Annotated in this window: 21 protein-coding genes; 6 read left to right on the forward strand and 15 right to left on the reverse strand. The window is 64.1% G+C overall.

What is annotated here, in order from left to right; all coding sequences use genetic code 11:
- Positions 1 to 2: 2 nt before the first annotated feature.
- The 6 genes from ACSBM8_RS10120 to ACSBM8_RS10145 form a co-directional block, all read right to left on the reverse strand.
- Entirely contained in the window at positions 3 to 755 is a 753-nt protein-coding gene (locus ACSBM8_RS10120) for a nucleotidyltransferase family protein (protein ID WP_442677912.1), read from the reverse strand.
- Positions 752 to 1,702: an aminoglycoside phosphotransferase family protein gene (locus ACSBM8_RS10125; RefSeq protein WP_442681552.1), complete on the reverse strand. Its 951-nt coding sequence runs from the start codon at positions 1,700 to 1,702 to the stop codon at positions 752 to 754. The genes ACSBM8_RS10120 and ACSBM8_RS10125 overlap by 4 nt, the downstream gene beginning before the upstream one ends.
- On the reverse strand, positions 1,699 to 2,148 hold the full coding sequence (gene tsaE / locus ACSBM8_RS10130; RefSeq protein WP_442677913.1) for a tRNA (adenosine(37)-N6)-threonylcarbamoyltransferase complex ATPase subunit type 1 TsaE: 450 nt from the start codon (positions 2,146 to 2,148) through the stop codon (positions 1,699 to 1,701). Before tsaE ends, ACSBM8_RS10125 begins: the two co-directional genes overlap by 4 nt.
- A 111-nt stretch (positions 2,149 to 2,259) precedes the next feature.
- The gene (gene ahcY / locus ACSBM8_RS10135; RefSeq protein WP_442677914.1) at positions 2,260 to 3,669 is read right to left on the reverse strand and encodes an adenosylhomocysteinase; all 1,410 of its coding nucleotides are present in this window, start codon (positions 3,667 to 3,669) and stop codon (positions 2,260 to 2,262) included.
- 112 nt (positions 3,670 to 3,781) lie between these two features.
- Positions 3,782 to 4,213 carry a DUF488 domain-containing protein gene (locus ACSBM8_RS10140; protein WP_442677915.1) on the reverse strand — a complete coding sequence of 144 codons (432 nt, stop codon included), beginning with the start codon at positions 4,211 to 4,213 and terminating at the stop codon, positions 3,782 to 3,784.
- Positions 4,210 to 4,599 (reverse strand): VOC family protein, encoded by a 390-nt coding sequence (locus tag ACSBM8_RS10145; protein WP_442677916.1) that lies wholly within the window; start codon positions 4,597 to 4,599, stop codon positions 4,210 to 4,212. Before ACSBM8_RS10145 ends, ACSBM8_RS10140 begins: the two co-directional genes overlap by 4 nt.
- 518 nt (positions 4,600 to 5,117) lie before the next feature.
- On the opposite strand from ACSBM8_RS10145, the gene ACSBM8_RS10150 reads away from it, so the two are divergent.
- Together ACSBM8_RS10150 and ACSBM8_RS10155 are read left to right on the forward strand one after the other, a co-directional pair.
- Complete coding sequence (locus tag ACSBM8_RS10150) at positions 5,118 to 5,582, forward strand: nuclear transport factor 2 family protein (RefSeq protein ID WP_442677917.1); 465 nt, start codon at positions 5,118 to 5,120, stop codon at positions 5,580 to 5,582.
- A complete protein-coding gene (locus ACSBM8_RS10155) occupies positions 5,579 to 6,169 on the forward strand; it encodes a TetR/AcrR family transcriptional regulator (protein ID WP_442677918.1) in 591 nt (196 codons plus the stop codon). The genes ACSBM8_RS10150 and ACSBM8_RS10155 overlap by 4 nt, the downstream gene beginning before the upstream one ends.
- A gap of 169 nt (positions 6,170 to 6,338) precedes the next feature.
- On the opposite strand, the gene ACSBM8_RS10160 is transcribed toward ACSBM8_RS10155, so the two are convergent.
- The 3 genes from ACSBM8_RS10160 to ACSBM8_RS10170 form a co-directional block, all read right to left on the reverse strand.
- Positions 6,339 to 8,438, reverse strand: coding sequence for a beta-galactosidase (locus tag ACSBM8_RS10160; protein WP_442677919.1), 2,100 nt, complete (start codon positions 8,436 to 8,438; stop codon positions 6,339 to 6,341).
- A gap of 76 nt (positions 8,439 to 8,514) precedes the next feature.
- Complete coding sequence (locus ACSBM8_RS10165; protein WP_442677920.1) at positions 8,515 to 11,181, reverse strand: glycoside hydrolase family 31 protein; 2,667 nt, start codon at positions 11,179 to 11,181, stop codon at positions 8,515 to 8,517.
- Positions 11,182 to 11,435: 254 nt separating this feature from the next.
- On the reverse strand, positions 11,436 to 11,948 hold the full coding sequence (locus ACSBM8_RS10170) for an SPFH domain-containing protein (RefSeq protein ID WP_442677921.1): 513 nt from the start codon (positions 11,946 to 11,948) through the stop codon (positions 11,436 to 11,438).
- Between the two features lie 18 nt (positions 11,949 to 11,966).
- Here ACSBM8_RS10170 and ACSBM8_RS10175 point away from each other — a divergent pair, with 18 nt between their 5' ends.
- Together ACSBM8_RS10175 and ACSBM8_RS10180 are read left to right on the forward strand one after the other, a co-directional pair.
- Positions 11,967 to 12,101 carry a hypothetical protein gene (locus ACSBM8_RS10175; protein ID WP_442677922.1) on the forward strand — a complete coding sequence of 45 codons (135 nt, stop codon included), beginning with the start codon at positions 11,967 to 11,969 and terminating at the stop codon, positions 12,099 to 12,101.
- Positions 12,102 to 12,139: 38 nt separating this feature from the next.
- Positions 12,140 to 12,691 (forward strand): hypothetical protein, encoded by a 552-nt coding sequence (locus tag ACSBM8_RS10180; protein WP_442677923.1) that lies wholly within the window; start codon positions 12,140 to 12,142, stop codon positions 12,689 to 12,691.
- Here ACSBM8_RS10180 and ACSBM8_RS10185 read toward each other — a convergent pair.
- A complete protein-coding gene (locus tag ACSBM8_RS10185; RefSeq protein WP_442677924.1) occupies positions 12,688 to 13,062 on the reverse strand; it encodes a hypothetical protein in 375 nt (124 codons plus the stop codon). The genes ACSBM8_RS10180 and ACSBM8_RS10185 overlap by 4 nt on opposite strands.
- A 1,074-nt stretch (positions 13,063 to 14,136) precedes the next feature.
- Positions 14,137 to 14,901 carry a slipin family protein gene (locus ACSBM8_RS10190; RefSeq protein ID WP_442677925.1) on the reverse strand — a complete coding sequence of 255 codons (765 nt, stop codon included), beginning with the start codon at positions 14,899 to 14,901 and terminating at the stop codon, positions 14,137 to 14,139.
- Positions 14,902 to 14,955: 54 nt separating this feature from the next.
- On the opposite strand from ACSBM8_RS10190, the gene trmFO reads away from it, so the two are divergent.
- On the forward strand, positions 14,956 to 16,275 hold the full coding sequence (trmFO, locus tag ACSBM8_RS10195; protein WP_442677926.1) for a methylenetetrahydrofolate--tRNA-(uracil(54)-C(5))-methyltransferase (FADH(2)-oxidizing) TrmFO: 1,320 nt from the start codon (positions 14,956 to 14,958) through the stop codon (positions 16,273 to 16,275).
- Complete coding sequence (locus ACSBM8_RS10200; protein ID WP_442677927.1) at positions 16,268 to 16,888, forward strand: class I SAM-dependent methyltransferase; 621 nt, start codon at positions 16,268 to 16,270, stop codon at positions 16,886 to 16,888. Before trmFO ends, ACSBM8_RS10200 begins: the two co-directional genes overlap by 8 nt.
- Here the strand turns inward: ACSBM8_RS10200 and ACSBM8_RS10205 are convergent, their stop codons facing one another.
- Genes ACSBM8_RS10205 through nuoL form a run of 4 tightly spaced genes read right to left on the reverse strand, consistent with a single transcriptional unit; the run spans position 16,889 to position 22,653 of the window.
- Complete coding sequence (locus ACSBM8_RS10205) at positions 16,889 to 17,644, reverse strand: biotin--[acetyl-CoA-carboxylase] ligase (protein WP_442681553.1); 756 nt, start codon at positions 17,642 to 17,644, stop codon at positions 16,889 to 16,891. It lies immediately after the preceding gene.
- Entirely contained in the window at positions 17,584 to 19,032 is a 1,449-nt protein-coding gene (nuoN, locus tag ACSBM8_RS10210) for an NADH-quinone oxidoreductase subunit NuoN (protein ID WP_442677928.1), read from the reverse strand. The genes ACSBM8_RS10205 and nuoN overlap by 61 nt, the downstream gene beginning before the upstream one ends.
- Positions 19,032 to 20,564 carry an NADH-quinone oxidoreductase subunit M gene (locus ACSBM8_RS10215; protein ID WP_442677929.1) on the reverse strand — a complete coding sequence of 511 codons (1,533 nt, stop codon included), beginning with the start codon at positions 20,562 to 20,564 and terminating at the stop codon, positions 19,032 to 19,034. Before ACSBM8_RS10215 ends, nuoN begins: the two co-directional genes overlap by 1 nt.
- 1 nt (position 20,565) lies before the next feature.
- The gene (gene nuoL, locus ACSBM8_RS10220) at positions 20,566 to 22,653 is read right to left on the reverse strand and encodes an NADH-quinone oxidoreductase subunit L (RefSeq protein ID WP_442677930.1); all 2,088 of its coding nucleotides are present in this window, start codon (positions 22,651 to 22,653) and stop codon (positions 20,566 to 20,568) included.
- Between the last annotated feature and the right edge of the window lie 4 nt (positions 22,654 to 22,657).

Below are 22,657 nucleotides of genomic sequence, written 5' to 3' on the forward strand. Positions count from 1 at the left end.
GATCAGGTCAGCCCCAGGATCGCTTCCGTCTTGGCGATGGCCGGCGGCGTGCCGACGTCGAACCACAGCCCCTCATGGACAAGGCCGTAGACGCGCTGCTCGGCGATGGCGCGGTTCCACAACAGGTTCATCGAGAATGCGCCATCCGGGGCATTGTCGAACAGACGGCGCGAGACGATCTGCACGCCGGTATAGACGAATGGCGCGGGCTTGCCCGGCGCCCGGCGGGTGAGCCGGCCCATCGGATCCATCCGGAAGTCCCCGGTGCCGCCGTGGCAATGCGCATTGGCCAACGGTACGACCAGCAGCAGCGCATCCATCGCCGCATCATCCCAGCGATGGGCGAGCAGACGGATCGCGTCGATCGGGCCATCCACCCACAGATTGTCGCTGTTCACCACCAGGAACGTGTCATCTTCGATCAGCGGCAGCGCTTTGGTGACGCCGCCACCGGTTTCGAGGAGCAGGCCCCGCTCGTCCGAGATGAGGATATCGAGACCCGCCGGCTGGTCCAGCAGATGCGCCTCGACCGAATCCGGCAGATAATGGACGTTCACCACAGCGCGCTGAATGCCGGCGGTGCGCAGCCGATCCAGCACATGATCGAGCAAGGGCTTGCCCGCGACCGAGACCAGGGGCTTGGGACGCATCGCGGTCAGCGGGCGCATCCTCGTGCCCAGGCCGGCGGCCAGCACCATCGCGGTACGGATCGGGGTTGCCGGGCCCGCCCCTGGCCGCAGCGGGCGGTAGGTCATGCGCGCGGTTCGGCCCAGAAGGCGGCGCGGGCATGATCCGGCACATGCGCATCGAACCAGGCCTTCACCGGTGCCAGCGCCGGGTGCTGGAGATCGCGCTCCAGATACCCCCACATGCGCGGCTGGAAACTCAGGTAGCGGGGCTTGCCGTCGCGCTTCCACAAACGCGTGAAGATACCGAGGATCTTCGTGTTTCGCTGCGCGCCGAGCAAAGCATAGGCGGCGTCATCCACCACGCCGTAGCGGGCGAGCATCGCCGCCTCCAGCGCAGGGGAGACATCGCGCCGGGCATCCTGCAGCAGCGACACCAGATCATAAGCGGGGTGGCCCGCAAGCGCGTCCTGGAAATCCAGCAGCCCCAGGCTTCCGTCCGGCAGGAGCATGATGTTTTCGGCATGATAATCCCGCAGGACCGTGGTCGACTGATCCTGCGCGATCGGTGCCAACGCCTCGCGCCACGCCTCTTCATAGCCATGTGCGGCGGCAAGACCCACGGCCGGCATATACCATTCGGTGAAAAGACCGGATTCGCGCTGGTAAACCGCCATATCGTAGGGCGGCAGCGAGTGACCGACGGGATGCCGGTGGAGATCGCGCAGCAAATCGATCGCGCGGGCATAGACGTCCTGTTCCTGGGCAGGATCGGCGTCCAGCATCTCGCGCATGCGGGCGTCGCCGAAATCCTCGAGCAGGATCAATCCCTGCTCGACGTCGCGCGCCAGCACCTTGGGCGCGGTGAAGCCGAGGTGGTGGAGGTGATCCGCGACCGTCAGGAACGGGCGGATATCCTCTTCCGGCGGCGGCGCATCCATCAAGACGGCGGAGCCACCGGGGCGTATCACTCGGAAATAACGGCGGAACGAAGCGTCGCCGGCGAGCGGTAGGATTTCGGCATCGCTCCAGCCGGCGCGATGAAGAAAGGCCGGCGCGGTCACGGGCGGCGTCATGATTGGAACGGTGGCCATCGCATTTCCCATGCCGCCGGGGCCGCCCAAGTCAAGCGGCGCCCGCCATTCGGGTCCGGTTCGACGGTCAGTCGCAAAGCATCGCCCCATAACATCGCCCCCATCCGCTCCGGCCATTCGATCAACAACGCGGTGTCGGACCGCGCATCATCGAGCCCCAGTTCAGCGAGTTCGTCCGGATCCTCGATCCGATAAAGATCGACGTGCCATAAAGGGAAGCGCACCTCCGGCGGTTCGTAGGCGATGACGAGGCTGAAGCTGGGGCTGGGTGCCTCTTCCTGGAGCCCGAGCGTGGCGAGGACGCCGCGCGCAAGGCTGGTCTTGCCCGCGCCCAGAGGCCCAGACAGAGCGACGACGTCACCCGCCTGCAGGACGCCGGCGAGCGCCGTGCCCAGGCGATCGGTCGCGGCGGCATCCGCCAAGGACATGCTACCCGTTCGCATCAATGGACGTGCGTCTGCCCCCCAAACGACAACGGGGGCGATGCTAGGCATCACCCCCGAAAATCCCAAGCGCTTATTCAGCGCAAGGCCGCCGGATCAATAGCGGTAATGATCGGGCTTGAACGGGCCCTGCTGCGAGACGCCGATATACGACGCCTGCTTCTCGGTCAGCGTGGTCAGCTTGACGCCGAGCTTTTCGAGGTGAAGGCGCGCGACCTTCTCATCGAGATGCTTCGGCAGGACATAGACCTGGTTCTGATACTGGCCCGGGTTGGTGTAGAGCTCGATCTGCGCCAGCACCTGGTTGGTGAAGCTGGATGACATCACGAACGACGGGTGGCCGGTGGCGCAGCCGAGGTTCACGAGACGGCCCTTGGCGAGGACGATGATCTGCTTGCCGTCCGGGAATTCAACCAGGTCGACCTGCGGCTTGATCTCGTTCCACTTGTAGTTGGACAAAGCGGCGATCTGGATCTCGCTGTCGAAGTGACCGATATTGCAGACGATCGCCATCGGCTTCATCGCCTTCATGTGATCGGCCGTGATAACGTCGGCATTGCCGGTCGCCGTCACGAAGATGTCCGAACGGGTGACCGCCTCTTCCATCGTCACGACCTCGAAGCCCTCCATCGCCGCCTGCAGGGCGCAGATCGGATCGACTTCGGTAACGAGGACGCGAGCGCCGCCGTTGCGGAGCGACTGGGCCGAGCCCTTGCCGACGTCGCCGAAACCGGCGACGGTGGCGACCTTGCCGGCGAGCATGACGTCGGTGGCGCGACGGATGGCGTCGACCAGCGATTCCTTGCAGCCGTAAAGGTTGTCGAACTTCGACTTGGTGACGCTGTCATTGACGTTGATCGCGGGGAAAGGCAGCTCGCCCTTCTTGGCGATCTCATACAGGCGGTGGACGCCGGTGGTCGTCTCTTCCGACACGCCCTTGATCGACTTGACCGTCTGGGTGAGATAGCCGGGCTTGGCCGCGACGAACGCCTTCAGCGCGCGGTGGAATTCGACTTCCTCGTCATTCTCGGGATCGGCGAGCGTGCCGCCGGCTTCCAGCTTCGCGCCGAGCAAAGCGAACATGGTCGCATCGCCGCCATCGTCGAGGATCATGTTGCAGGGCTCATCGCCCCAATCGAAGATCTTGCCGACATAGTCCCAATATTCGGCCAACGTTTCGCCCTTCACGGCGAATACCGGGATACCGACCGCGGCGATGGCGGCGGCGGCATGATCCTGGGTCGAATAGATGTTGCACGACGCCCAACGCACTTCGGCGCCGAGATCGACCAGCGTCTCGATCAGCACGGCGGTCTGGATCGTCATGTGGAGCGAACCGACGATGCGCGCGCCCTTCAAGGGCTTGGACGCGCCATATTCCTCGCGCAGCGCCATCAGGCCGGGCATCTCGGTCTCGGCGATCTGGATTTCCTTACGGCCCCAGCCGGCAAGCGAGATGTCATGGACCAGATAGTCGTTGAAGCTGTCGACAGCGGCGGTGGCCACGGGGAATCTCCTAGGCAAAAGAAAAGAGCCGCTCGCAAGCGGCCGTCCGTGCGCTCTAGCCAGTACGGCCGCGCGAAGCAATATAAAGAAACCTTTATATGTACAGTCCCTCTTACGCGAAGAGGTCGATCACCTCGGCATCAGGCACGACCCAGCGCAACAGCAAGGTCCGGTGACAGCCGCCGGGTTCGCGCTCGAAACACAGAAGTGCCGAAGGCTTTTCTGCGGCGAGTGCGACCATCTGCGCCGCCTGCGCCATGGCCTCCGGCAGTTCGAGCTGGCCGGCATAGACGCGCTCCAGCACGCCCTGCTGTCCCTTGCGCGCCGCCTCCCGCCCCTCGGGCGGGGTGCCGAGCGCGCGCAGATGGACGTAGCTGATATTGGCGGCGGCCAGGCCACGTGCGAGGATATTCTTGGAAAAGCCGGGGCGGCGCGACAGCGGCACCGCCCGTACGTCGATCAGCCGCTCGACGCCCGCCGCCTGCAACGCAGCGATAAGTTCGGGCTGCGTCGCCTTCTCATAGCCGATCGTGAAGATCTTCATGCCGAGGCGAACGTGACGGCTTCGATATTGTTGCCGTCGGGATCGCGCACGAACGCGGCGTAATAATCCGGGCGATAGTGCGGCCGCAGCCCAGGGGCGCCATTGTCCTTGGCCCCGGCGGCCAGCGCGGCGGCGTGGAAGGCGTCAACCTCGCCGCGCGTGCGGGCGGTGAGCGCGACATGCGTCCCCTCCCCCACTTTCTCCTTATCGGCGACCCACAAGAAGGGCTTGCCGTCGCTGCCGAAGCCGTGGGCGGTGCCGCCGCTTTCCGTCTGGTCCGGCGTGGCGCTCATCACCAGCGTGATGCCGAGCGGCGCAAGCGCGGCCGCATAGAAAGCGCGCGACACCTCCGCATCCTGGACCGCAAAGCCGATATGATCGATCATAGTGCTTCCTCCTGATTCACGTCGTGCAAACGCGCTTCCGGGTCATGCCTGGTTACGCGCGAGGCCGCCACCATCAGGGCAAGATTTGCCTGCTTCCAAGAGAAGTTGTGGCGTGGGACGGGCCGGTGGCCGATGGCAAAACGAAAAAACACCAGAAACGAACTTAATGATTTGCGTGACGCCGAAGGCCGCTCTGACAGCAGCCCTTGCGAGACGGTTGCGAAGAGAGCCGTCCAACGGCGCGCCCCGCAATGCATCGTTCAATTGAGAAAGAGCGCGCTTCAGCCACGTCGAATTCGGTGAACCGCGATTGTATGCATAATGCGTACGAATGTCAACCGGTCGGCACCTTGCCGCGAATAGCTTGACCGACTTTAGACAAGGTTGTACCGATCGGTACAGGACGACGACTCGGGAGATAGAGTCGGACACGCCGACGCAATTCTACTGTCGCCTCCTGCCTTGGCCCCTTGCGGCTCCGGCCTGCTCAAACACCTCTGATCAAGGAAGGAAATGCTATGTCTCGCCCCCCTTTACCCCCGTTCACGCATGAGACCGCGATCGAAAAGGTTCGTCTGGCCGAGGACGGCTGGAACAGCCGCGATGCGGCGAAGGTCGCCCTGGCCTACACGCCCGACACGCGCTGGCGGAACCGGGTGGAGTTTGCAAACAATCGGGAGGAAGCGCAGGCGTTCCTCGCCCGCAAGTGGAACAAGGAACACGAATATCGGCTGATCAAGGAATTGTGGGCGTTTACCGGCAACCGGATCGCGGTGCGCTATGCCTACGAATATCGCGACGACAGCGGCCAGTGGTTCCGCGCCTACGGAAACGAGAATTGGCTGTTCGCCGAGGATGGATTGATGTCGAACCGCTATGCGTGCATCAACGAAATGCCGATCGCGGAGGCAGACCGCAAATTCCATTGGCCGCTTGGCCGCCGTCCCGATGACCACCCTTCCCTGAGCGACCTTGGCCTGTGACCGGCAAGCGCGTCCTCACCAACCGCGAAAGTGCTGTGCCGGCGTTGGCGGAAGCGTTTCGCGAACACGGGTTTGAGGGCGCGAGCCTGGCCGTGCTGTCAAAGGCGACCGGGCTCGGCAAGGGCAGTCTCTACAACTTCTTCCCCGGCGGGAAGGAGGAAATGATGGACGCGGTCCTCGCCCATATCGATCGCTGGTTCGCGGAGGCGATCTTCTCGCCGCTGGAGCATGCGCAGGATGATCCAGCGGCGGCGATCGCCGCGATGATCCGGGACGTGACGGCCTATTTCCGCTCCGGGCGACGGATCTGCCTGGTCGGTGCACTCGGCCTCAATTCCGCCGGAGAGGCATTCGCGTCGCCGATAAAGGGATATTTCGCACGCTGGATCGACGCGCTGGCCCATTGTCTCGAAGTCGGGAAGGTCGCTCCGGCCTTGGCCGGGCCGCTTGCCGAGCAGGCCGTCTCCGCGATCCAGGGCGCGATCGTCCTGGCGCGCGCGCTTGGTGATGATGCCGCCTTTGATCGGATCGTCGAACGCCAGCACGCTGCACTACGCGACGCGCTCCGCCATGGTGCGAAGTTCTGAATGATCGGGGCATGTTGCCCCCTTGCGCTGCTTTGGGATGTGGCTGCGAGCGCAAGCGCCAGGCGGCGCAATCCGAGCGCGCGCAAGTTCACCTGTGCTGAGCATCCGTTATGTGACCACCCAAACTGTTAAGCCCCGCGTCCCACCGCAAGAAGGTCCTTGCTTCATCTCAACGGCTGCTCTCCAAGATCGCCACGCCCCAAGGGTCGATCGTAGAAGCCGCCTGCTTGCCCGTCAGAAGATCTGTTCCATTGACGAGCTCCCGAGGAATATCTTGCCTCTTTGGCGAGTAATTCAGCAGATAGCGGACCCGACTGCCATTCGTGAGAGTGCCGCTACGGACAATCAGAGGAAAGCGAGCCGACTCTGGCCAAACAACGCCAGCCCGTTTTGCAGTGTCGGTCAGGATCCCCTCGATCAACGCATCCGACGGCATGAAGCCGATGTAGGTCACCTCTCCCTTGCCGTTGATATTGCGCGTGACAGCGGCATAATTGGGCCAAGAATGGTGATCAAAGCGGGCAATCACCTTGGCCGTCGTTGGGGTCAGGAACTCCATCCACCAGCGCGCCTCCAGATCCTTTTCGCCTAGGCCATATAGGTCGGGCCCGATCTTGACCCCCTTGGGTTCGGTAAACAGCTGGTATTTCACCCCTGCTGCTTGCGCGATTGCGCCCGGCTGCGTCGCGTAGCGCACCTTGGAATCCTCGTTGGTGAACCCGCTTTTGAACGTGTAAACGAGGTGGCCGCCAGCTTCGGCATATGCATTCAACCGAGCGATTTCCTCGTCGCTCGCCGAATACAGGGCGGGCACGATTATCATCTTGTACTTCGCCAGATCCGGATTTCCGTCCGGCGAAATGACGTCCGCCTCAATATTTCTTCTGTACAAAGCGTCGTAAAACGGGCGCATCACCTGGTTGTATTCGATGTTTCCAGGCAGCTTGAACGAGTCGAACGCGGTCTGCGCACGATTACTGACATAGATGGCGACGTCGTTGCTCTTTTTCAGATCCGCGAGCTTTGGGCTAAGACGTTTGATCTCGGCACCAATCCCCTTCGCCGCAATATAGACTTCGTTCGGCTGATAGTCCTGGGTCAGCAATCCGCGCCAGTAGGTCTCGACGGCATTTGCCGTTGTCGCCCAGTGCCAATAGGCGACCATGTTGGCGCCCGACGCGAGATGGCTGAACGCCTGGAGCCGCAATTGACCTGGATAGGGTGTCCATTGCAGCCATCCCTGGGCTTCGGTCTCGATAACGTAGTAATTCGCGCCGCCTTTCAGCGAGCGCGCGAGATCACCGCCGAAGGCGATCTCGACGCCGGTCAGGTCGTCCTGGGTCGGGTGGTAGATGTCCATGCCGGCAACGTCGAGCGGCCGCGCGGCCTGCCAATGGTTGACCTCGGGCTGAATGCCGTAGGACGTTTTCAGCCATCCCATGTCAAAATTCTGGGTGACGAACTGGTCGTTACGCGCGTGCTTGCGGACCAGCGCGGTTTGCCATGCCAGAAAGTCCGTTACGAGACCTCGTTGGAATTCGGCAAAGGCGTTTTTGACGCTCGCATTCATCGATCCGACGGAAGACGGAAAGTCTTCCCACCGGTTAACGCGATTGCTCCAGTAATCGAGCCCCCAAGCCTGATTCAACTTGTCGAGGCTTCCCCACTTTTGCTGCAGCGCCTTCACGAAGGCCGCCTGCACGTTCGGCCCCGACGTGTTGTAAGGCTTGGTTTCGTTGTCGACCTGATAGCCGATCACCGCCGGGTTTTGAGCAACGTGGGCGATCAGCGCCTCAATGACCCGTTGCGCCGCTGCGCGATAATGCGGGTTCGTAATGTCCATATTCTGGCGAAAGCCAAACTTGGCCTGCCCCTCCGGTCTCGTCACCAGCACATCCGGGTGCTCACGCGCGAGCCATGTCGGGATCGCATAGGTCGGCGTGCCGACGATGACCTTGATGCCATAACGTTGGGCGGCCGACAGCATCCGATCGACATGGCGGAAGTCAAAGACGCCCGGCTGCGGCTCAAGCGTTCCCCATGTCGACTCGGCGATCCGAACCACCGTAATGTTCGCCTCTTTCATCAGGCGGAAGTCTTCATCGATGCGATCGACAGGCGTGTATTCGTCGTAATATGCCACGCCGTAAAGGATCGCTTGTGGTGTGCGATCGACCTGTTGCGATTTGGCTTGCGCGAAAGAAGCACTGGACCAGGTTGCAACCAGAGCCGAGATGGCGACAAAGACTGACAGCTTTGACTTGATCATGTGATGCCACCTGTTGCGCATTTTCTGATTTTATGAGCAGCTTCAGGATGAAGCCAACAAGACATCCGGGCGCGCGCTAAGTGCCGAGGATCATTTGCTTGGCGCGCCCGGTATAATCCACCGCCACACCCGTGTTTGCCGACAGCGCGGAGGTCCCAGGGCGCATGAGATGCGCGCGGATCGCCCGGCTCTTCGTCATGCCGGGATAGGTGCCCCGCCGCGCGCCCAGCGTGAGCACGCCCGCGGCCTGCTCCCACGCCAGCGTCGTGTGTGCCGCCGCACCTTGCTCGCAGCGATAGGTGAGCCCGTCATCCTCGTACAAAGCGGCGGCGCCGTCCCGACCGGGATATACCAGCAGATCGAGCGCCCCACCGAGCAGCCCCGCCGTCGATTGGCCGACCGGCCCCAGCGGCAATATGCTGCCCGCCCGCACGTGAAGCGGAATGCGGTCCAGGGCCACCGGAATGGTGTGCGTGCGCCCGCCTTCACGATGCGCGCCTGTCCAGAAATCGTACCAGCCGCCTTCCGTCACCGGCAAATATACGGCCCAGCTCGTCACGCCGGCGGCCAGCACCGGCGCGACGTGGATGGCGCTGCCGAACATGTAGGCATGGACCTGATCCAGCGCCTTCGGATCGTTCGGAAAATCGAACAGCAGCGGCCGGATCAGCGGCATTCCAGCGGACGAAGCCTCGGCCGCCAGAGCGTAGGTGTAGGGCAGCAGACGATAGCGCAGTTCGAGGTAGAAGCGCGCGACGCGCTCCACCGTCTCACCATAGCGCCAGAACTCGGTATCGGTCATGTAGCCGTGGACACGCGTCATCGGCAGGAAGATCGCGAACTGGAACCAGCGCAGGAAGCGTTCCTGATAGGCAGGGTCCGTATATTGATCCTTGCCCGGCCGGAAGAAGCCGCCGGCGTCGACGGTCCACCAGGGCTGGCCCGCCGCCGCCATGTTGAGCCCGGCCGGGATCTGCCGTTTCAGCGTCTCCCAATCGTGGCCGATGTCGCCCGACCATGTCGCCGCGCCATAGCGTTGCTGGCCCGGCGCCGCCGATCGGGTGAGGATCATTACCCTTTTGTCCGGATAAGCGCGCCGCTGTCCCTCATACACCGTCCGGCTGACGTGCAGCGGATAGAGGTTACGGCGCATCTCGCCCGGCTGGGTCCGGCCCGGTGCCGCATATATCGTCCGACCCGCCAGATCGTCATTCTCGGGTTCGGTCGCGTCCTGCCACCAGGCATCGATGCCGAGCGAGGCGAGCTTCTGGTTCTGCTGCCGGGCATAGAAATGCGCGGCGACGGGATTGAAGAAATCGATCCATTCGGTGCCCGGAATGTAAAAGCCCTTGGCCGCGACTTCCTTGCCCAGCTCGGTGTCCTTGCCGACCTTGGACCAGACCGACAGCATCAGGCGCATGTCCGTCGCATGCAGATCGCGAACGAGGCCGGCGGGATCGGGATAATGATCCTCGTCGAAGCGCATGGCGTTCCAGCCATACTTCCCCCAATATTGCCAATCCTGCACCATCATGTCGCAGGGAAGCTTGCGCGCGCGGAATTCGCGTGCCGTCGCCATGATCTCGTCGGACGAGTGAAAGCGCTCGCGACAGTGGATGTAACCGAGCGCCCATAGCGGCATCATCGGCTGCGGGCCGAGCAAGGCGTGATAGCCTGCCATTACCTCGGCCGCCGTCGGCCCTGCGATCACGATATAATCGATCCCTTCGGATACGGGCGACCACCAGGTCGTGCGATCCTCGACCGGTGCAAAGGTGAGGACCGGCACGTCCTCCTCGCCCGCCCGCACCATCACTTTGTGCTCTCCGGCAGCAAGCGTGCTGATGAAACTGGCGGTCGGCGGCAGCCAGATATTGGCGTGGTCCATCAGCGGCTTGCCGTCGATCTCCACATAGTGGCGCGAGGACATCTTGCGCCCGAGATCGAGCAGGAATGCGTGGGGGCCTTCCTGCGCGACCGTGAACTTGCCCGTGAAAACGGCATCGCGGCGCTGGACGCGGGCATTGCCGGTGGACGTGGTGACGTCCGCCGTTCGCGCCACACCCGCCGTCGCCTGCCGGGTCAGCGGCACCGGCCGGTCCGGTCGGTTCAGCTCCGCCATGCCGGGATTATGCCACAGCAGGCCATAGCCCTTGCTCGACAGCACGAAAGGCTGGCTGATCTGCGTATTCACCTGCGTCAGGCGACGCGGCAGGCCCCGAATATCGAGATAACCGTCCTGAAAGCAGCCCGTGCCGTAGAGGCGTTCATCAGCCGGGCTGGCAAAGGCTTGCGTCACGGCCAAGGTCGGCTCGTTCCCGATTGTCGATGGCGCGACGTGGCGCGATCCGGGCGCTTCGCTCAGAAGCAGGTTGCCGGCGCCGTCATGAAACGACAGGCACCCTGTCGCATCGTCCCACATGCATTGCGCACCCGGGAGCGTCAGCCGCGTTTGGCCATCCTGCCGCGTGCGCTTGGGACTATGCGGTTTCGCGATGGGCGCCAGCATCTCGCTCGGTTTCGCGGGGGGCGCTCCCAAGGGCACGGCGCGGACGCGGAACGCACGATCGCTCATGGCCGTAACAGCGATCGACAGTTCGCCGGAGCGGATCATGAATTCCGGGGCGACAATTCTCGTCGCGGCTTGAGCCAGGCCGCGCGACACGATCGCCGCGCCCGCACCGCTTCCCAGCAGCGCCCGCCGGGTGATGGCCCAGCTAGGCGACGCATTCTTCTCGTTCACGCAACCTCCCAAGTGCTGCGTTATGCACAGCGCGGCCCGAACCTGACCACTTGTTTTCATTTATGCAACCCAGATTACTCTTGTGAAATCCAATGCTGCCGGTTCACGACGTTGGTCATGGATGCCGAGAGCTCGTCGGCACATCGAGACAGCGCAGCTCCGGGGTGCCCGTCGGCCGACGGCGCAACAGCGGACGCCCGAATGTCGTCGTCGGGCGACGGTTACCACCGGCGCCCCTTGCAGCGTCGGCCGCTCTATTTCTCCGCAAATTTCTTCGCGGCCTGCAGGAGTTCGACCGGCATCATCGTGATGATCGTCGAATTGTGCTCGCCGCCAATCTCCGCCAGCGTTTGCAGGCGGCGCAGTTCGAGCGCGCCTTCGGTGCCGCCGATGATCCCCGCAGCCTCGGCGAGCTTTTGCGCCGCCTCCTGCTCGCCTTCGGCCTTGATGATGCGGGCGCGCTTTTCGCGGATCGCCTCGGCCTCGCGGCCGATCGCGCGCTGCATCTGTTCGGGGATGTCGAGATCCTTCATCTCGATTGAGTCGACGACGACGCCCCAATGATCGCAGGCGCGCGCCAGCATATCCTGCAGGCGCTGGTTGATGAGCAGCCGTTCCTTCAGCATCTGATCGAGATCGCTCTGCCCGATCGCGACGCGCATCGCGGTCTCCGCGGCCTGGATGACCGCGGCCTGCCAATGCTGGACGGTGGTGACGACCTGCGTCGCATCCTTGGCGCGAAACCACAGGACGGCGTTGACCTTCACCGGCACGCCATGAGGCGGATGCAAGATTTCATATCGACCCCGGCGACCTGGTATGAACAGGTGCGCGTCCTACCCAAGGGAACGCTCGTGTCGCTGACGAAGCTAGGCGGCAAGGTCGCCCGCTTCGCGCTCCCGCAAGGCAAGCAAGACTGACCCGCCCTGGCCGGCCGCCCGCGCACGGGCACCTTTCGATGGAGGATGCGATGAAACCCTTACGCTTCCCGATTGTCGGGATCGCCGCGGCGGCGACGCTGGCGGGGCCTATTTTCTTCATGTGGGCTGCGGTGGCGCTTTTCTACCGGGACCGGTCCATCACGTTCACCTGGGAGGACATCGGGAATGTGGCTCTCATATTGTCGGTATCGGCGGTCTTTGGCTTCATCATTTCGATCGGACCGGTCATCGTCGGCAGCCTGCTGATGCTAGGGGCGAGCAGATTCTGGTCTGGTTTCCGGACAAGATTGGCGTGGGCCATGGCCGGCGCGGCCGGCGGTCTGATCGTCGGGCTGTGCTGGAAATCTGGCGCCGCGATGACCCTTGCCATGGCGGCGACAGGAGCGACCTGCGGCCTCATCTGCCGCTGGGGCGCCGCGCCTGACGCTACGATTGAGCCGTCTTCTTCACGCTCTGGAGAAGGTCCACCGGTATCAGGTGATGATGCGCACCATAGCGCAGCGGACATGTCGGACGACAGCGATCCGGCGCCCCTTGCGAACGCCGCCGACGCAGCGCGTGCGATCTAACGCTGACTGGAAAGGCCCAGCGCGGGATCCTCATACTGGACGATCAGGCCTGTATGACCATCAACTTCAGCCTGAATGGCGGAGCGGAGCGGCGAGCATGCGGGGGAAATCTGCGGCAGCGTCGCGCCGGGCGTTTGGCGCGCAGCGCCCAACATTCCAGCTTGCGTCCAGCAACGGCCTGCGGTGGACGCCGATGCCGGACGAGGCAGCCATAACCAGACCTTTGCCTCCAAGATCATCGTTGTTGGGCGGCCGAAACGCGCGATCAGGCGCCGCCGCGCGGCTGCGAGCCCCAGGGTGCCGCCGGTCAGGTCCACCGAGGCGCGAACGAGCCAGACCCTCTCGTCACGGGTGAGTTCCATCGTCAGCATACCCGTTCCGCAACGCAGGTGGAGTTCCCCCACGCCTGCGTCCCCGGCATCCACGCAGCCGTGCGCTTGCGCGTGCGCCATCGCTTCGCGCCGCGACATAGCCGGTGCGATGCCGTACAAAGCGACAATACGATCAAGCGCCACCGTCTGGTCTGGGGCCGCGATAGCGCCCCTGGCCATGGATGTGCCGGCAACGAGCGCTGCCACTATGCGGGAAATGCCACGAAGCCGGCCGCGCCTTCCTCTCTCGCGCATCACCCCACCTGTGCCCATACCAACCGATCCCATCGATCCGCGCTACCACCGCACCCGTAAGGGCGGTGATGACCGCGCGCAGTAACAGGTTGGCACCCGCGCGGCCAACAATAGACCGGCGCACAACATCGGCAGCGCCAGCACGCACAGAAGAGCGATATTCGCCGCTTGCGGGGACGGCGCGTGCAATAGAGTGTCACGCGGTGATACCGTTCCTCGCCTTCCTTCTGCTCGCAAAGCCGACCGCTCCTGCGGACGCGATGACCTGTCCGGGGGGACCGATTTTTGGCTTTGTGCGCGGCAGCGACCGGCTGGATAGGGACGCGGCGCTCGACACGTCCATCGCATACTTAAGGGCGCCCCTATGGCGTTCCGGCTGGATAACAATCAGCCCCGTCGTTGCAGGCCCGATCGATGAGCAAGCCTTGCGGCTTGCCAAGCGACGCGAGTTGACAATCAAACGGCGGCTTCGTGGACGGGGCGTGAAGGGCGATCGGATCCGGTTCGAGGCCGTTCGGTCGGCCTTGCCCGGCGAGGCCGATGCTTATTCTTCTACGGTTTCGACACCGAAAGCCGTGTGGGATGCGCATGTTACGCCAGGTATCCTGTGCTGAAGACACCTAGCAGTTTCCCATCGCTGTCCGCGCGAGACGCTGGTGTGCCACGTCCCTGACGCCGCATGATGTGAACGAGATTGCCTCGTAAGCCTCATATTGGATAGCGACCGGTCGGCACGCGGGCCGGGTGCGGGCGATCGCCTGTCAACGCCGGACGACCGCCGCCGCCATAGCCCCCGAGCCCCGCACCGCCAGCCGCCGCCTATTCCTTCGCAAATTTCTTCGCGGCCTGCAGGAGTTCGACCGGCATCATCGTGATGATCGTCGAATTATGCTCGCCGCCAATCTCAGCCAGCGTTTGCAGGCGGCGCAGTTCGAGCGCGCCTTCGGTGCCGCCAATGATCCCCGCAGCCTCGGCGAGCTTCTGCGCCGCCTCCTGCTCGCCTTCGGCCTTGATGATACGCGCGCGCTTTTCGCGGATCGCCTCGGCCTCGCGGCCGATCGCGCGCTGCATCTGTTCGGGGATGTCGAGATCCTTCATCTCGATTGAGTCGACGACGACGCCCCAATGATCGCAGGCGCGCGCCAGCATATCCTGCAGGCGCTGGTTGATGAGCAGCCGTTCCTTCAGCATCTGATCGAGATCGCTCTGCCCGATCGCGTCGCGCATCGCGGTCTCCGCGGCCTGGATGACCGCAGCCTGCCAATGCTGGACGGTGGTGACGACCTGCGTCGCATCCTTGGCGCGAAACCACAGGACGGCATTGACCTTTACCGGCACGCCATCGCGTGTCACCGTCTCCTGCGTTTCCAGCACGCTGGTGACGGTGCGCAGATCAACGCGGACGACGCGGTCGACCCAGGGGATGAGCCAATACCAGCCCGGCCCCTTGGGCTCGCCCAGGCGGCCGAGGCGGAACAGGACGGCGCGTTCATATTCCTGGTTCACGCCGAAGGATTTGAAGAGGGTGGGGAGCAGGATCGCGAGCAGCACCAGCAGCGCGACAAGCCCAGCGGTTATCATCATCCGATGTCTCCTGCCGGTTCACGGACCGGCCGAAACCTTCTAGGCGCTTGCGGAATGACACACCAGATTCACATAATCGGCGGCGGGCTCGCCGGATCGGAGGCGGCCTGGCAGCTGGCCGAGGCAGGCTACCAGGTTCGATTGTCGGAGATGCGGGGCATCGAAGCCACGCCCGCGCACCATACGGACGCGCTGGCCGAGCTCGTCTGTTCCAACAGTTTCCGGTCGGACGATGCCGAGCATAATGCGGTCGGCCTGCTGCATGCGGAGATGCGCGCGATGGGATCGCTGATCCTGGCGCAGGCGGATCAGCATCGCGTGCCGGCGGGATCCGCCTTGGCGGTGGATCGCGACGGCTTTGCCCAGGGCGTGACCGCCGCGATCGCGGCGCACCCCAAGATCGAGCTGGTGCGCGAGCGGATCGACAGCCTGCCCGAGGGGCCGACGATCATTGCGACCGGACCGCTGACGGGCGCCGCGCTGGCGGAGGCGGTGCGCAGCGAGACGGGCGAAGACGCGCTGGCTTTCTTCGATGCCATCGCGCCGATCGTGCATCGCGATTCGATCGACATGGAGACGGCCTGGTTCCAGTCGCGCTGGAACAAGGGCGACGGGCACGATTATATCAACTGCCCGATGAACAAGGACGAATATCTCGCCTTCCACACGGCGTTGATGGAGGGCGAGAAGGGCGAATTTCGCGAGTGGGAGCTTAACACGCCTTATTTCGAAGGCTGCATGCCGATCGAGGTGGCGGCCTCGCGCGGGGTCGACACGCTGCGTTACGGGCCGATGAAGCCCGTCGGGCTGGACGATCCGCGGACCGGACGCTGGCCCTATGCGGTCGTCCAGCTACGCCAGGATAATGCGCTGGGGACGTTGTGGAACATCGTCGGTTTCCAGACCAAGCTGAAACATGCCGAGCAGGTGCGGATCTTCCGGACGATTCCCGGCCTGCAGAATGCGAAATTTGCGCGGCTGGGCGGGCTGCATCGCAATACGTTCATCCAGAGCCCCAAGTTGCTCGACGGCAGCCTGCGGTTGAAGTCGCAGCCGAATATCCGGTTTGCCGGGCAGATCACCGGCTGCGAAGGCTATGTCGAAAGCGCCGCGATCGGGCTTCTGGCCGGGCGGTTCGCCGCGGCCGAACTCGCCGGCGCCGCACTCCCCAGCCCGCCGCGCGAGACGGCTTTGGGCGCGCTGCTCGGCCATATTACCGGCGGCGCCGAAGTGGAGACCTATCAGCCGATGAACGTCAATTTCGGGCTATTTCCGCCGCTTGAGACCAAGTCCAAAAAGGCGGATCGCAAGGGGTTGATGGCGGCGCGGGCGCGCGATGCCCTGCAGCAGTGGCAGGCGGCGGCACATGGCTGACGCGCCGCCGCGCCAGCGCCGGGTGCTGCATGTCGGCTGCGGTTCGGCAACGATCGCAAAGATGCCAGACGGGTTTCAGGACGGCAGTTGGGAGGAAGTGCGCTTCGACATCAACCCCGACGTGCGGCCGGATATCGTCGGCACGATCACCGACATGCGCGCCGTCGCCGACAGCAGCGTCGACGTCGTCTATTCCTCGCATAATATCGAGCATGTGTTCCCGCATGAGGTGGATGGCGTACTCGCCGAGTTCCACCGCGTGATCAAACCGGACGGTTTTGCGGTCGTCACCTGCCCCGATCTGGAAGAAGTGGCCCGGCATGTGGCCGAGGGCCGGCTGGAAGATCCGCTCTACGTCTCGCCGGCGGGGCCTATCACGCCGTTGGACATCCTCTACGGCCATATCGCGGCAATCCGCCGGGGCGAGGTCTATATGGCGCATCGCACCGGTTTCACGGCGCGGACGCTGGCGCAGCATGGCCGGGCAGCGGGCTTTCCGGCGCTGGGCGTCCGCCGCCGGCCCCAGCATTTCGACCTGTGGATGGTCGCGACCAAGACCGAAACGTCCACCGCCGGGCTCACCGATTTGCTGGCGAAGTTCGCGCGCGCCTGATCAGGGTAGCAGGAAGACGTCGCCGGCGCGGACCGAGAGGATGCGGCCGTCGGCCTGACGCAGCAGCAAGGCGCCATCGCGATCGAGCCCTTCGAACAGCCCTTCGGCGTCATTGGACTTGAGCGCGCTGCCGATCGGATGCGCCTGCTGCAACCAGCGCGCGCGGACCGGTGCCAACCCCTCGCCCCGCCAGCGCGCCAGCCAGCGGGCGAACGCCTCGGCGAGATTGGTCATGAAGCTTGCCGGATCGGGCGCCGCCCCGGTGAGCGCGGCGATACAGGTGGTCGGGCGCGCGAGATCGGCGGGATAATGGGCCAAATTGACGCCGAACCCGATGACGACGGCATCGTCGGCACGTTCCAGCAGGATGCCGGCCAATTTGGCCGGACCGGCCATCAGATCGTTCGGCCATTTCAGCTGCAGCCGGCCGGGCGCATAGGCTGACGCCACCTCCTCCAGCGCGACCGCCGCGACCAGGGCCAGCGTGGGTGCTTCCGGCTCGCCCGAATTTAACCGCACGATCGTGCTGGCGTAGAGATTGCCGGCGGGGGATGCCCAGTCCCGCCCGACCCGGCCGCGGCCGCGTGTCTGGCGTTCCGCCCGCAGCCAGAGGCCTTCCGGCGCTCCGCTCCGGGCGGCACTCAGCAGATCCGCGTTGGTCGACCCGGTCTCCTCGACCGTACGGATCGTCGCGATCAGAACAGCGCCTTGGCCGCCGCCATCGTCGTCGCCGTCAGGAACGGCAGCGCCAGATATCCCAGCGGCGAGATGGCGACCGCGCTGATGGCGATCAGACCGCCCTCGACGCCACTGTCGCGGGCGGCGAACGCCGGTGCCGGCTCGTCGAAATACATCGTCTTGACGATCTTGAGGTAATAATAAGCGCCGATCACCGAGGCGGCGATGCCGAAGGCGGCGAGCGGCCACCAGCCGATATTCACCAGCGCCTGGAACACCACAACCTTCGGCCAGAAGCCGAGCAGCGGCGGAATGCCGGCAAGGCTGAACATGAAGATGGCCATGGCGGCCGCCAGCCACGGCCGCGTCCGCGACAGGCCGGACAGCGAGGCGATGCTCTCGATCGAATTGCCTTCCGCATCGCGCATCTGCAGCACGCACAGGAAGCTGCCGAGCGTCATGACGATGTAGACCGCCATATAGAACAGCACCGAGGCCGTACCCGCCTGATCGCCGGGTACGAGCCCGAGGATGGCAAAGCCGACATTGTTGATCGACGAATAGGCCAGCAGTCGCTTGATGTTCGTCTGCATGATCGCGCCGAGTGCACCCCATACGATCGAGGCGATGCCGACGACGGAAACGATCTGGCGCCACGCTTCGGTCGCCGGCCCCAGCGCCTCGATCGCGACGCGTACCAACAACGCCACCGCCGCCACCTTTGGCGCGGACGCGAAGAAGGCGGTGACCGGCGTGGGGGCGCCTTCATACACGTCCGGCGTCCACATATGGAACGGCACGATCGACGCCTTGAAGAACAGACCCGACAGGATGAAGATCATGCCCATCAGACGGCCGACCTGGACATCCTGCGGCGCGCCGGCCGTGAGGATCCGGGCGATGCCGTCAAACTCGGTCGTGCCGGTAAAGCCGTAGAGCAAGGCAATGCCATAGAGCAGGATGCCGCTGGCGAGCGCGCCCAGGATGAAATATTTCAGGCCGGCCTCTGCCGAGCGCTGATCGCGCCGCATGAAGCTTGCCAGCACATAGGCGGCAAGGCTCTGCAGCTCGAGCCCGACATAGAGGGTCAGCAGATCGGTCGCCGAGACCATCATGCCCATGCCCACGGACGAGAGCAGGATCAGGATCGGATATTCCGCCCGCAGCGGACCGCCGCGTTCGAACCAATTAGGCGCGATCACGATTGCGACCGCCGCACCGATATAGATCAGCACCTTGGCAAAGGCGCCAAAGGCATCGGCGCGATAAAGACCGCCGAAGGTAATGCCGGCATGGCCCGCGGGGCCAACCAGCGACAGGCCGGCCAGCACCAGCAAACCCACCGAGGTCCAGCTGATGGCGCGCGTCGCACCGTCGCCGCGCCAGGCGGACACGAGCAGGAGGACCAGCGCGCCGATCGACAGGATCAGCTCCGGCAGGGTGGCGAGGAGATAGGAAGCGGACATCAGTGCGCCTCCGCCGGAGCAACAGTTGCAGCCGGACGATTGCCCTTGGTCAGTTTGGAATCACCCCCATGCCAGGCGGGATCGACCCGCTCCAGCACGACGCCCACGTCTTTGCGCATCGGCGCCATGAAACTCTCCGGATAGACGCCCATCCACAACACGACGAGCGCGATCGGTACGAGCAGCACGAACTCGCGCGGCGACAGATCGGACATCGCCGCGACGTCCGGCTTGTCGAGCGGCCCCTGCGCCACGCGACGATAGAGATACAGCATATACGCCGCACCCAGGATGATGCCGGTGGTCGCGAAGAAGGCCGCCCAGGTCGACGCGCCGTAAATGCCCATCATGCTGAGGAATTCGCCGACGAAGCCGGACGTGCCGGGCAGGCCGACCGACGCCATCGTGAACAGCAGGAAGAGCGACGCATAATAAGGCATGTTGGTCGCGACGCCGCCGTAGCGCGAGATCTCGCGCGTGTGCAGGCGATCATAGACAACGCCGACGCACAGGAAGAGCGCGCCCGACACCAGACCGTGGCTGAGCATCACCAGCAGCGAGCCTTCCAGCCCCTGCCGGTTGAAGGCGAACAGGCCGAAGGTGACGAAGGCCATATGCGCGACGGACGAATAGGCGATCAGCTTCTTCATATCCTGCTGCACCAGCGCGACCAGCGAGGTGTAGACGATCGCGATGCTGCTGAGCGTGGCGATCAGCCAGAACAACTCGGCACTGGCCGCGGGGAACATCGGCAGGGAGAAGCGGATGAAGCCATATCCGCCCATCTTCAGCAACACGCCCGCCAGGATGACCGAACCCGCGGTCGGCGCCTGAACGTGCGCGTCGGGCAGCCAGGTGTGGACCGGCCACATCGGCATCTTCACCGCGAACGAGGCGAAGAAGGCGAGGAACAGCCAGGTCTGCGCATGCGCCGGGAAGTTGGTGGTCATCAGCACCGGAATGCTGGTGGAATGCGCGAAGTTCGCCATCCACAGCATCGCGATCAGCATGAGCACCGAGCCGAGCAGCGTATAGAGGAAGAATTTGTAGGAGGCGTAGATGCGCTCCTGCCCGCCCCAGATGCCGATGATCAGATACATCGGGATCAGGCCGGCTTCGAAGAAGATGTAGAACAGGAACATGTCCTGCGCTGCGAACACGCCGAGCATCAGCGCCTCGGTCAGCAGCAGCATCGCCATATATTCGGGCACGCGCTTGCTGATCGATTCCCAGCTGGCGAGAATGCAGATTGGCATCAGGAACACGGACAATTCGATCAGCATCAGCGCGATGCCGTCGATGCCGAGCGCCCAGCTGAAGCTGCCGAACAGCGGCAGGCTTTCGGTGAACTGCCATTGCGGGCCGCCGACCTGGTACAGGACCCACAGCAGGATGCCGATGCCGAAATCGACCAGGGTCGCGGCAAGCGCGATCCACCGGGCCGCTTTGGCGTCGGCGAACAGGCACGCCGCCGCGGCGAAGATCGGAAGCCCGATCAAAAGACTGAGAATGGGGAAGCCGAGCTGGTTCATATCAGGCTGCCATCGCCCAAGTTGCCGCCGCGGCAAGGCCAAGCAGCATCACCAGAGCATAAGTATAGACATAGCCCGACTGCAGGCGACGGCTGACCGCCGCACCCGTCTGCACCGCCCAGGCGGCGCCATCGGGGCCGAAGCGATCGATCGTCTTCTGGTCGCCGCGCTTCCAGAAGAACCGGCCGAGCGCGAAGGCGGGACGGACGAAGAGGAGATCGTACAATTCGTCGAAATACCATTTGTTGAGCAGGAAGGCGTACAGCCCCGGGAACGTCTTGGCGAAGCGACCGGGAACCGAGCGATCCGCCATATAGGCATAATACGCCACGGCGAGGCCGATGATCATGACGATCGTCGCCGACAGTTTGACCAGCTCCGGCACATGGTGCGCCGCTTCCATCCGCTCATGGCTGAACCACAGGCTGCCCTGCCAGAAGGCGCTGGCGCCCTCCCCGATGAAATGACCGGCGAAGACATAACCGGCGAACACCGCGCCGACGCTCAGGACCAGCAACGGCACGAGCATCGTCCACGGGCTTTCGTGCGGATGATAGCCCGCCGTGCCGTGCACGACCTGTTCGGCCCCTGCGTCATGCGTGTGCGGTTCGCTGCCCGCGCCTTCGTCCGGGGCATCGTGCGCAGCATGCGCATGATGATCGTCGCCGTGGCCGTGATGACCGTGCGCATCATGCACCGCGTGCTGGATATGCTCGGAGCCCGCCCAACGCGGTTCGCCGAAGAAGGTCAGGAAGATCAGGCGCCACGAATAGAAGCTGGTCAGCAGCGCGGCGGAGACGCCGACGAAGTAAGCGATGCCGCCCGCCGTCGTCCCGCGCGCATAGGCCGCCTCGATGATCGCGTCCTTCGAATAGAAACCCGCAAAGCCGAACACTTCCGCGACACCGACGCCGGTGATCGCCAGCGTACCCGCCAGCATCGCCCAGAAGGTAATCGGGATATGCTTTCGCAGGCCGCCATAGAAGCGCATGTCCTGCTCGTGGTGCATCGCGTGGATGACCGAGCCCGCGCACAGGAACAGCAACGCCTTGAAGAAGGCATGCGTGAACAGGTGGAACATGGCGCCGCCGAAGGCGCCGACGCCCGCGGCGAAGAACATATATCCGAGCTGCGAGCAGGTGGAATAGGCGATGACGCGCTTGATGTCGGTCTGGACCGTGCCGACGGTGGCGGCGAACAGGGCCGTCGCCGCGCCGACATAGGTCACGACCGTCAACGCCGTCTGGCTGGTTTCGAACAGGGGTGACAGGCGGCAGACCATGAACACGCCTGCGGTGACCATCGTCGCTGCGTGGATCAGCGCGGACACGGGCGTAGGGCCTTCCATCGCGTCCGGCAGCCAGGTGTGCAGGCCCAGCTGCGCCGACTTGCCCATCGCGCCGACGAACAGCAGCAGACAGAGCAAGGTCATCGTATCGACCCGGCCGCCGAGGAAGCCGATGGTCGAACCTGCCATGCTGGGGGCGGCCGCAAGGATCGCCGGAATGGAGACGGTGCCGAACACCAGGAAGACGCCGAAGATACCCAGGCTGAAGCCGAAATCGCCGACGCGGTTGACCACGAACGCCTTGATCGCGGCGGCCTGCGCGGACGGCTTTTCATACCAGAAGCCGATCAGCAGATAGGAGGCGAGGCCGACGCCTTCCCAGCCGAAGAACATCTGGATCAGATTGTCCGACGTCACCAGCATGAGCATGGCGAAGGTGAAAAGCGACAGATAGGCAAAGAAGCGCGGCTGCGACGGATCCTCCGCCATATAGCCCCAGCTATACAGGTGGACGAGGCTGGACACCGTCGTGACCACCACCAGCATCACAGCCGTCAGCGTATCGACGCGCAGCGACCAATCGACGTGCAGATCGCCGGAGCTGATGAAGCTGAGCACCTTGACGACATGGGCGGTGCCGGTGCCGTTCAGGAATTCAAGGAAGATCGGCCAGGACATCGCGCACGACGCGAACAGCAAGGCCGTCGTCACCAGCTTGGCCGGCACATTGCCGATGGCGCGATTGCCGAGACCCGCGATGATCGCGGCCAGGAGCGGCAGGAAGACAATGGCGACGATCATGCGC

Source organism: Sphingomonas sp. ASY06-1R (assembly GCF_052180265.1).
In the GTDB taxonomy this organism is placed as follows: Bacteria; Pseudomonadota; Alphaproteobacteria; order Sphingomonadales; family Sphingomonadaceae; genus Sphingomonas_I.

What these genes read in the sequence shown, in the direction of transcription:
- ACSBM8_RS10125 (WP_442681552.1), bottom strand. Translation starts at nt 1,702, where the DNA reads ATGACGCCGCCCGTGACCGCGCCGGCCTTTCTTCATCGCGCCGGCTGG.
- ACSBM8_RS10140 (WP_442677915.1), bottom strand. Translation starts at nt 4,213, where the DNA reads ATGAAGATCTTCACGATCGGCTATGAGAAGGCGACGCAGCCCGAACTT.
- ACSBM8_RS10200 (WP_442677927.1), top strand. Translation starts at nt 16,268, where the DNA reads ATGGCTGACGCGCCGCCGCGCCAGCGCCGGGTGCTGCATGTCGGCTGC.
- ACSBM8_RS10120 (WP_442677912.1), bottom strand. Translation starts at nt 755, where the DNA reads ATGACCTACCGCCCGCTGCGGCCAGGGGCGGGCCCGGCAACCCCGATC.
- ACSBM8_RS10180 (WP_442677923.1), top strand. Translation starts at nt 12,140, where the DNA reads ATGGAGGATGCGATGAAACCCTTACGCTTCCCGATTGTCGGGATCGCC.
- ACSBM8_RS10150 (WP_442677917.1), top strand. Translation starts at nt 5,118, where the DNA reads ATGTCTCGCCCCCCTTTACCCCCGTTCACGCATGAGACCGCGATCGAA.
- tsaE (WP_442677913.1), bottom strand. Translation starts at nt 2,148, where the DNA reads ATGTCCTTGGCGGATGCCGCCGCGACCGATCGCCTGGGCACGGCGCTC.
- ACSBM8_RS10160 (WP_442677919.1), bottom strand. Translation starts at nt 8,438, where the DNA reads ATGATCAAGTCAAAGCTGTCAGTCTTTGTCGCCATCTCGGCTCTGGTT.
- ACSBM8_RS10185 (WP_442677924.1), bottom strand. Translation starts at nt 13,062, where the DNA reads ATGCTGACGATGGAACTCACCCGTGACGAGAGGGTCTGGCTCGTTCGC.
- ACSBM8_RS10215 (WP_442677929.1), bottom strand. Translation starts at nt 20,564, where the DNA reads ATGAACCAGCTCGGCTTCCCCATTCTCAGTCTTTTGATCGGGCTTCCG.
- ACSBM8_RS10175 (WP_442677922.1), top strand. Translation starts at nt 11,967, where the DNA reads ATGCAAGATTTCATATCGACCCCGGCGACCTGGTATGAACAGGTGCGC.
- trmFO (WP_442677926.1), top strand. Translation starts at nt 14,956, where the DNA reads ATGACACACCAGATTCACATAATCGGCGGCGGGCTCGCCGGATCGGAG.
- ACSBM8_RS10145 (WP_442677916.1), bottom strand. Translation starts at nt 4,599, where the DNA reads ATGATCGATCATATCGGCTTTGCGGTCCAGGATGCGGAGGTGTCGCGC.
- ACSBM8_RS10190 (WP_442677925.1), bottom strand. Translation starts at nt 14,901, where the DNA reads ATGATGATAACCGCTGGGCTTGTCGCGCTGCTGGTGCTGCTCGCGATC.
- nuoN (WP_442677928.1), bottom strand. Translation starts at nt 19,032, where the DNA reads ATGTCCGCTTCCTATCTCCTCGCCACCCTGCCGGAGCTGATCCTGTCG.
- nuoL (WP_442677930.1), bottom strand. Translation starts at nt 22,653, where the DNA reads ATGATCGTCGCCATTGTCTTCCTGCCGCTCCTGGCCGCGATCATCGCG.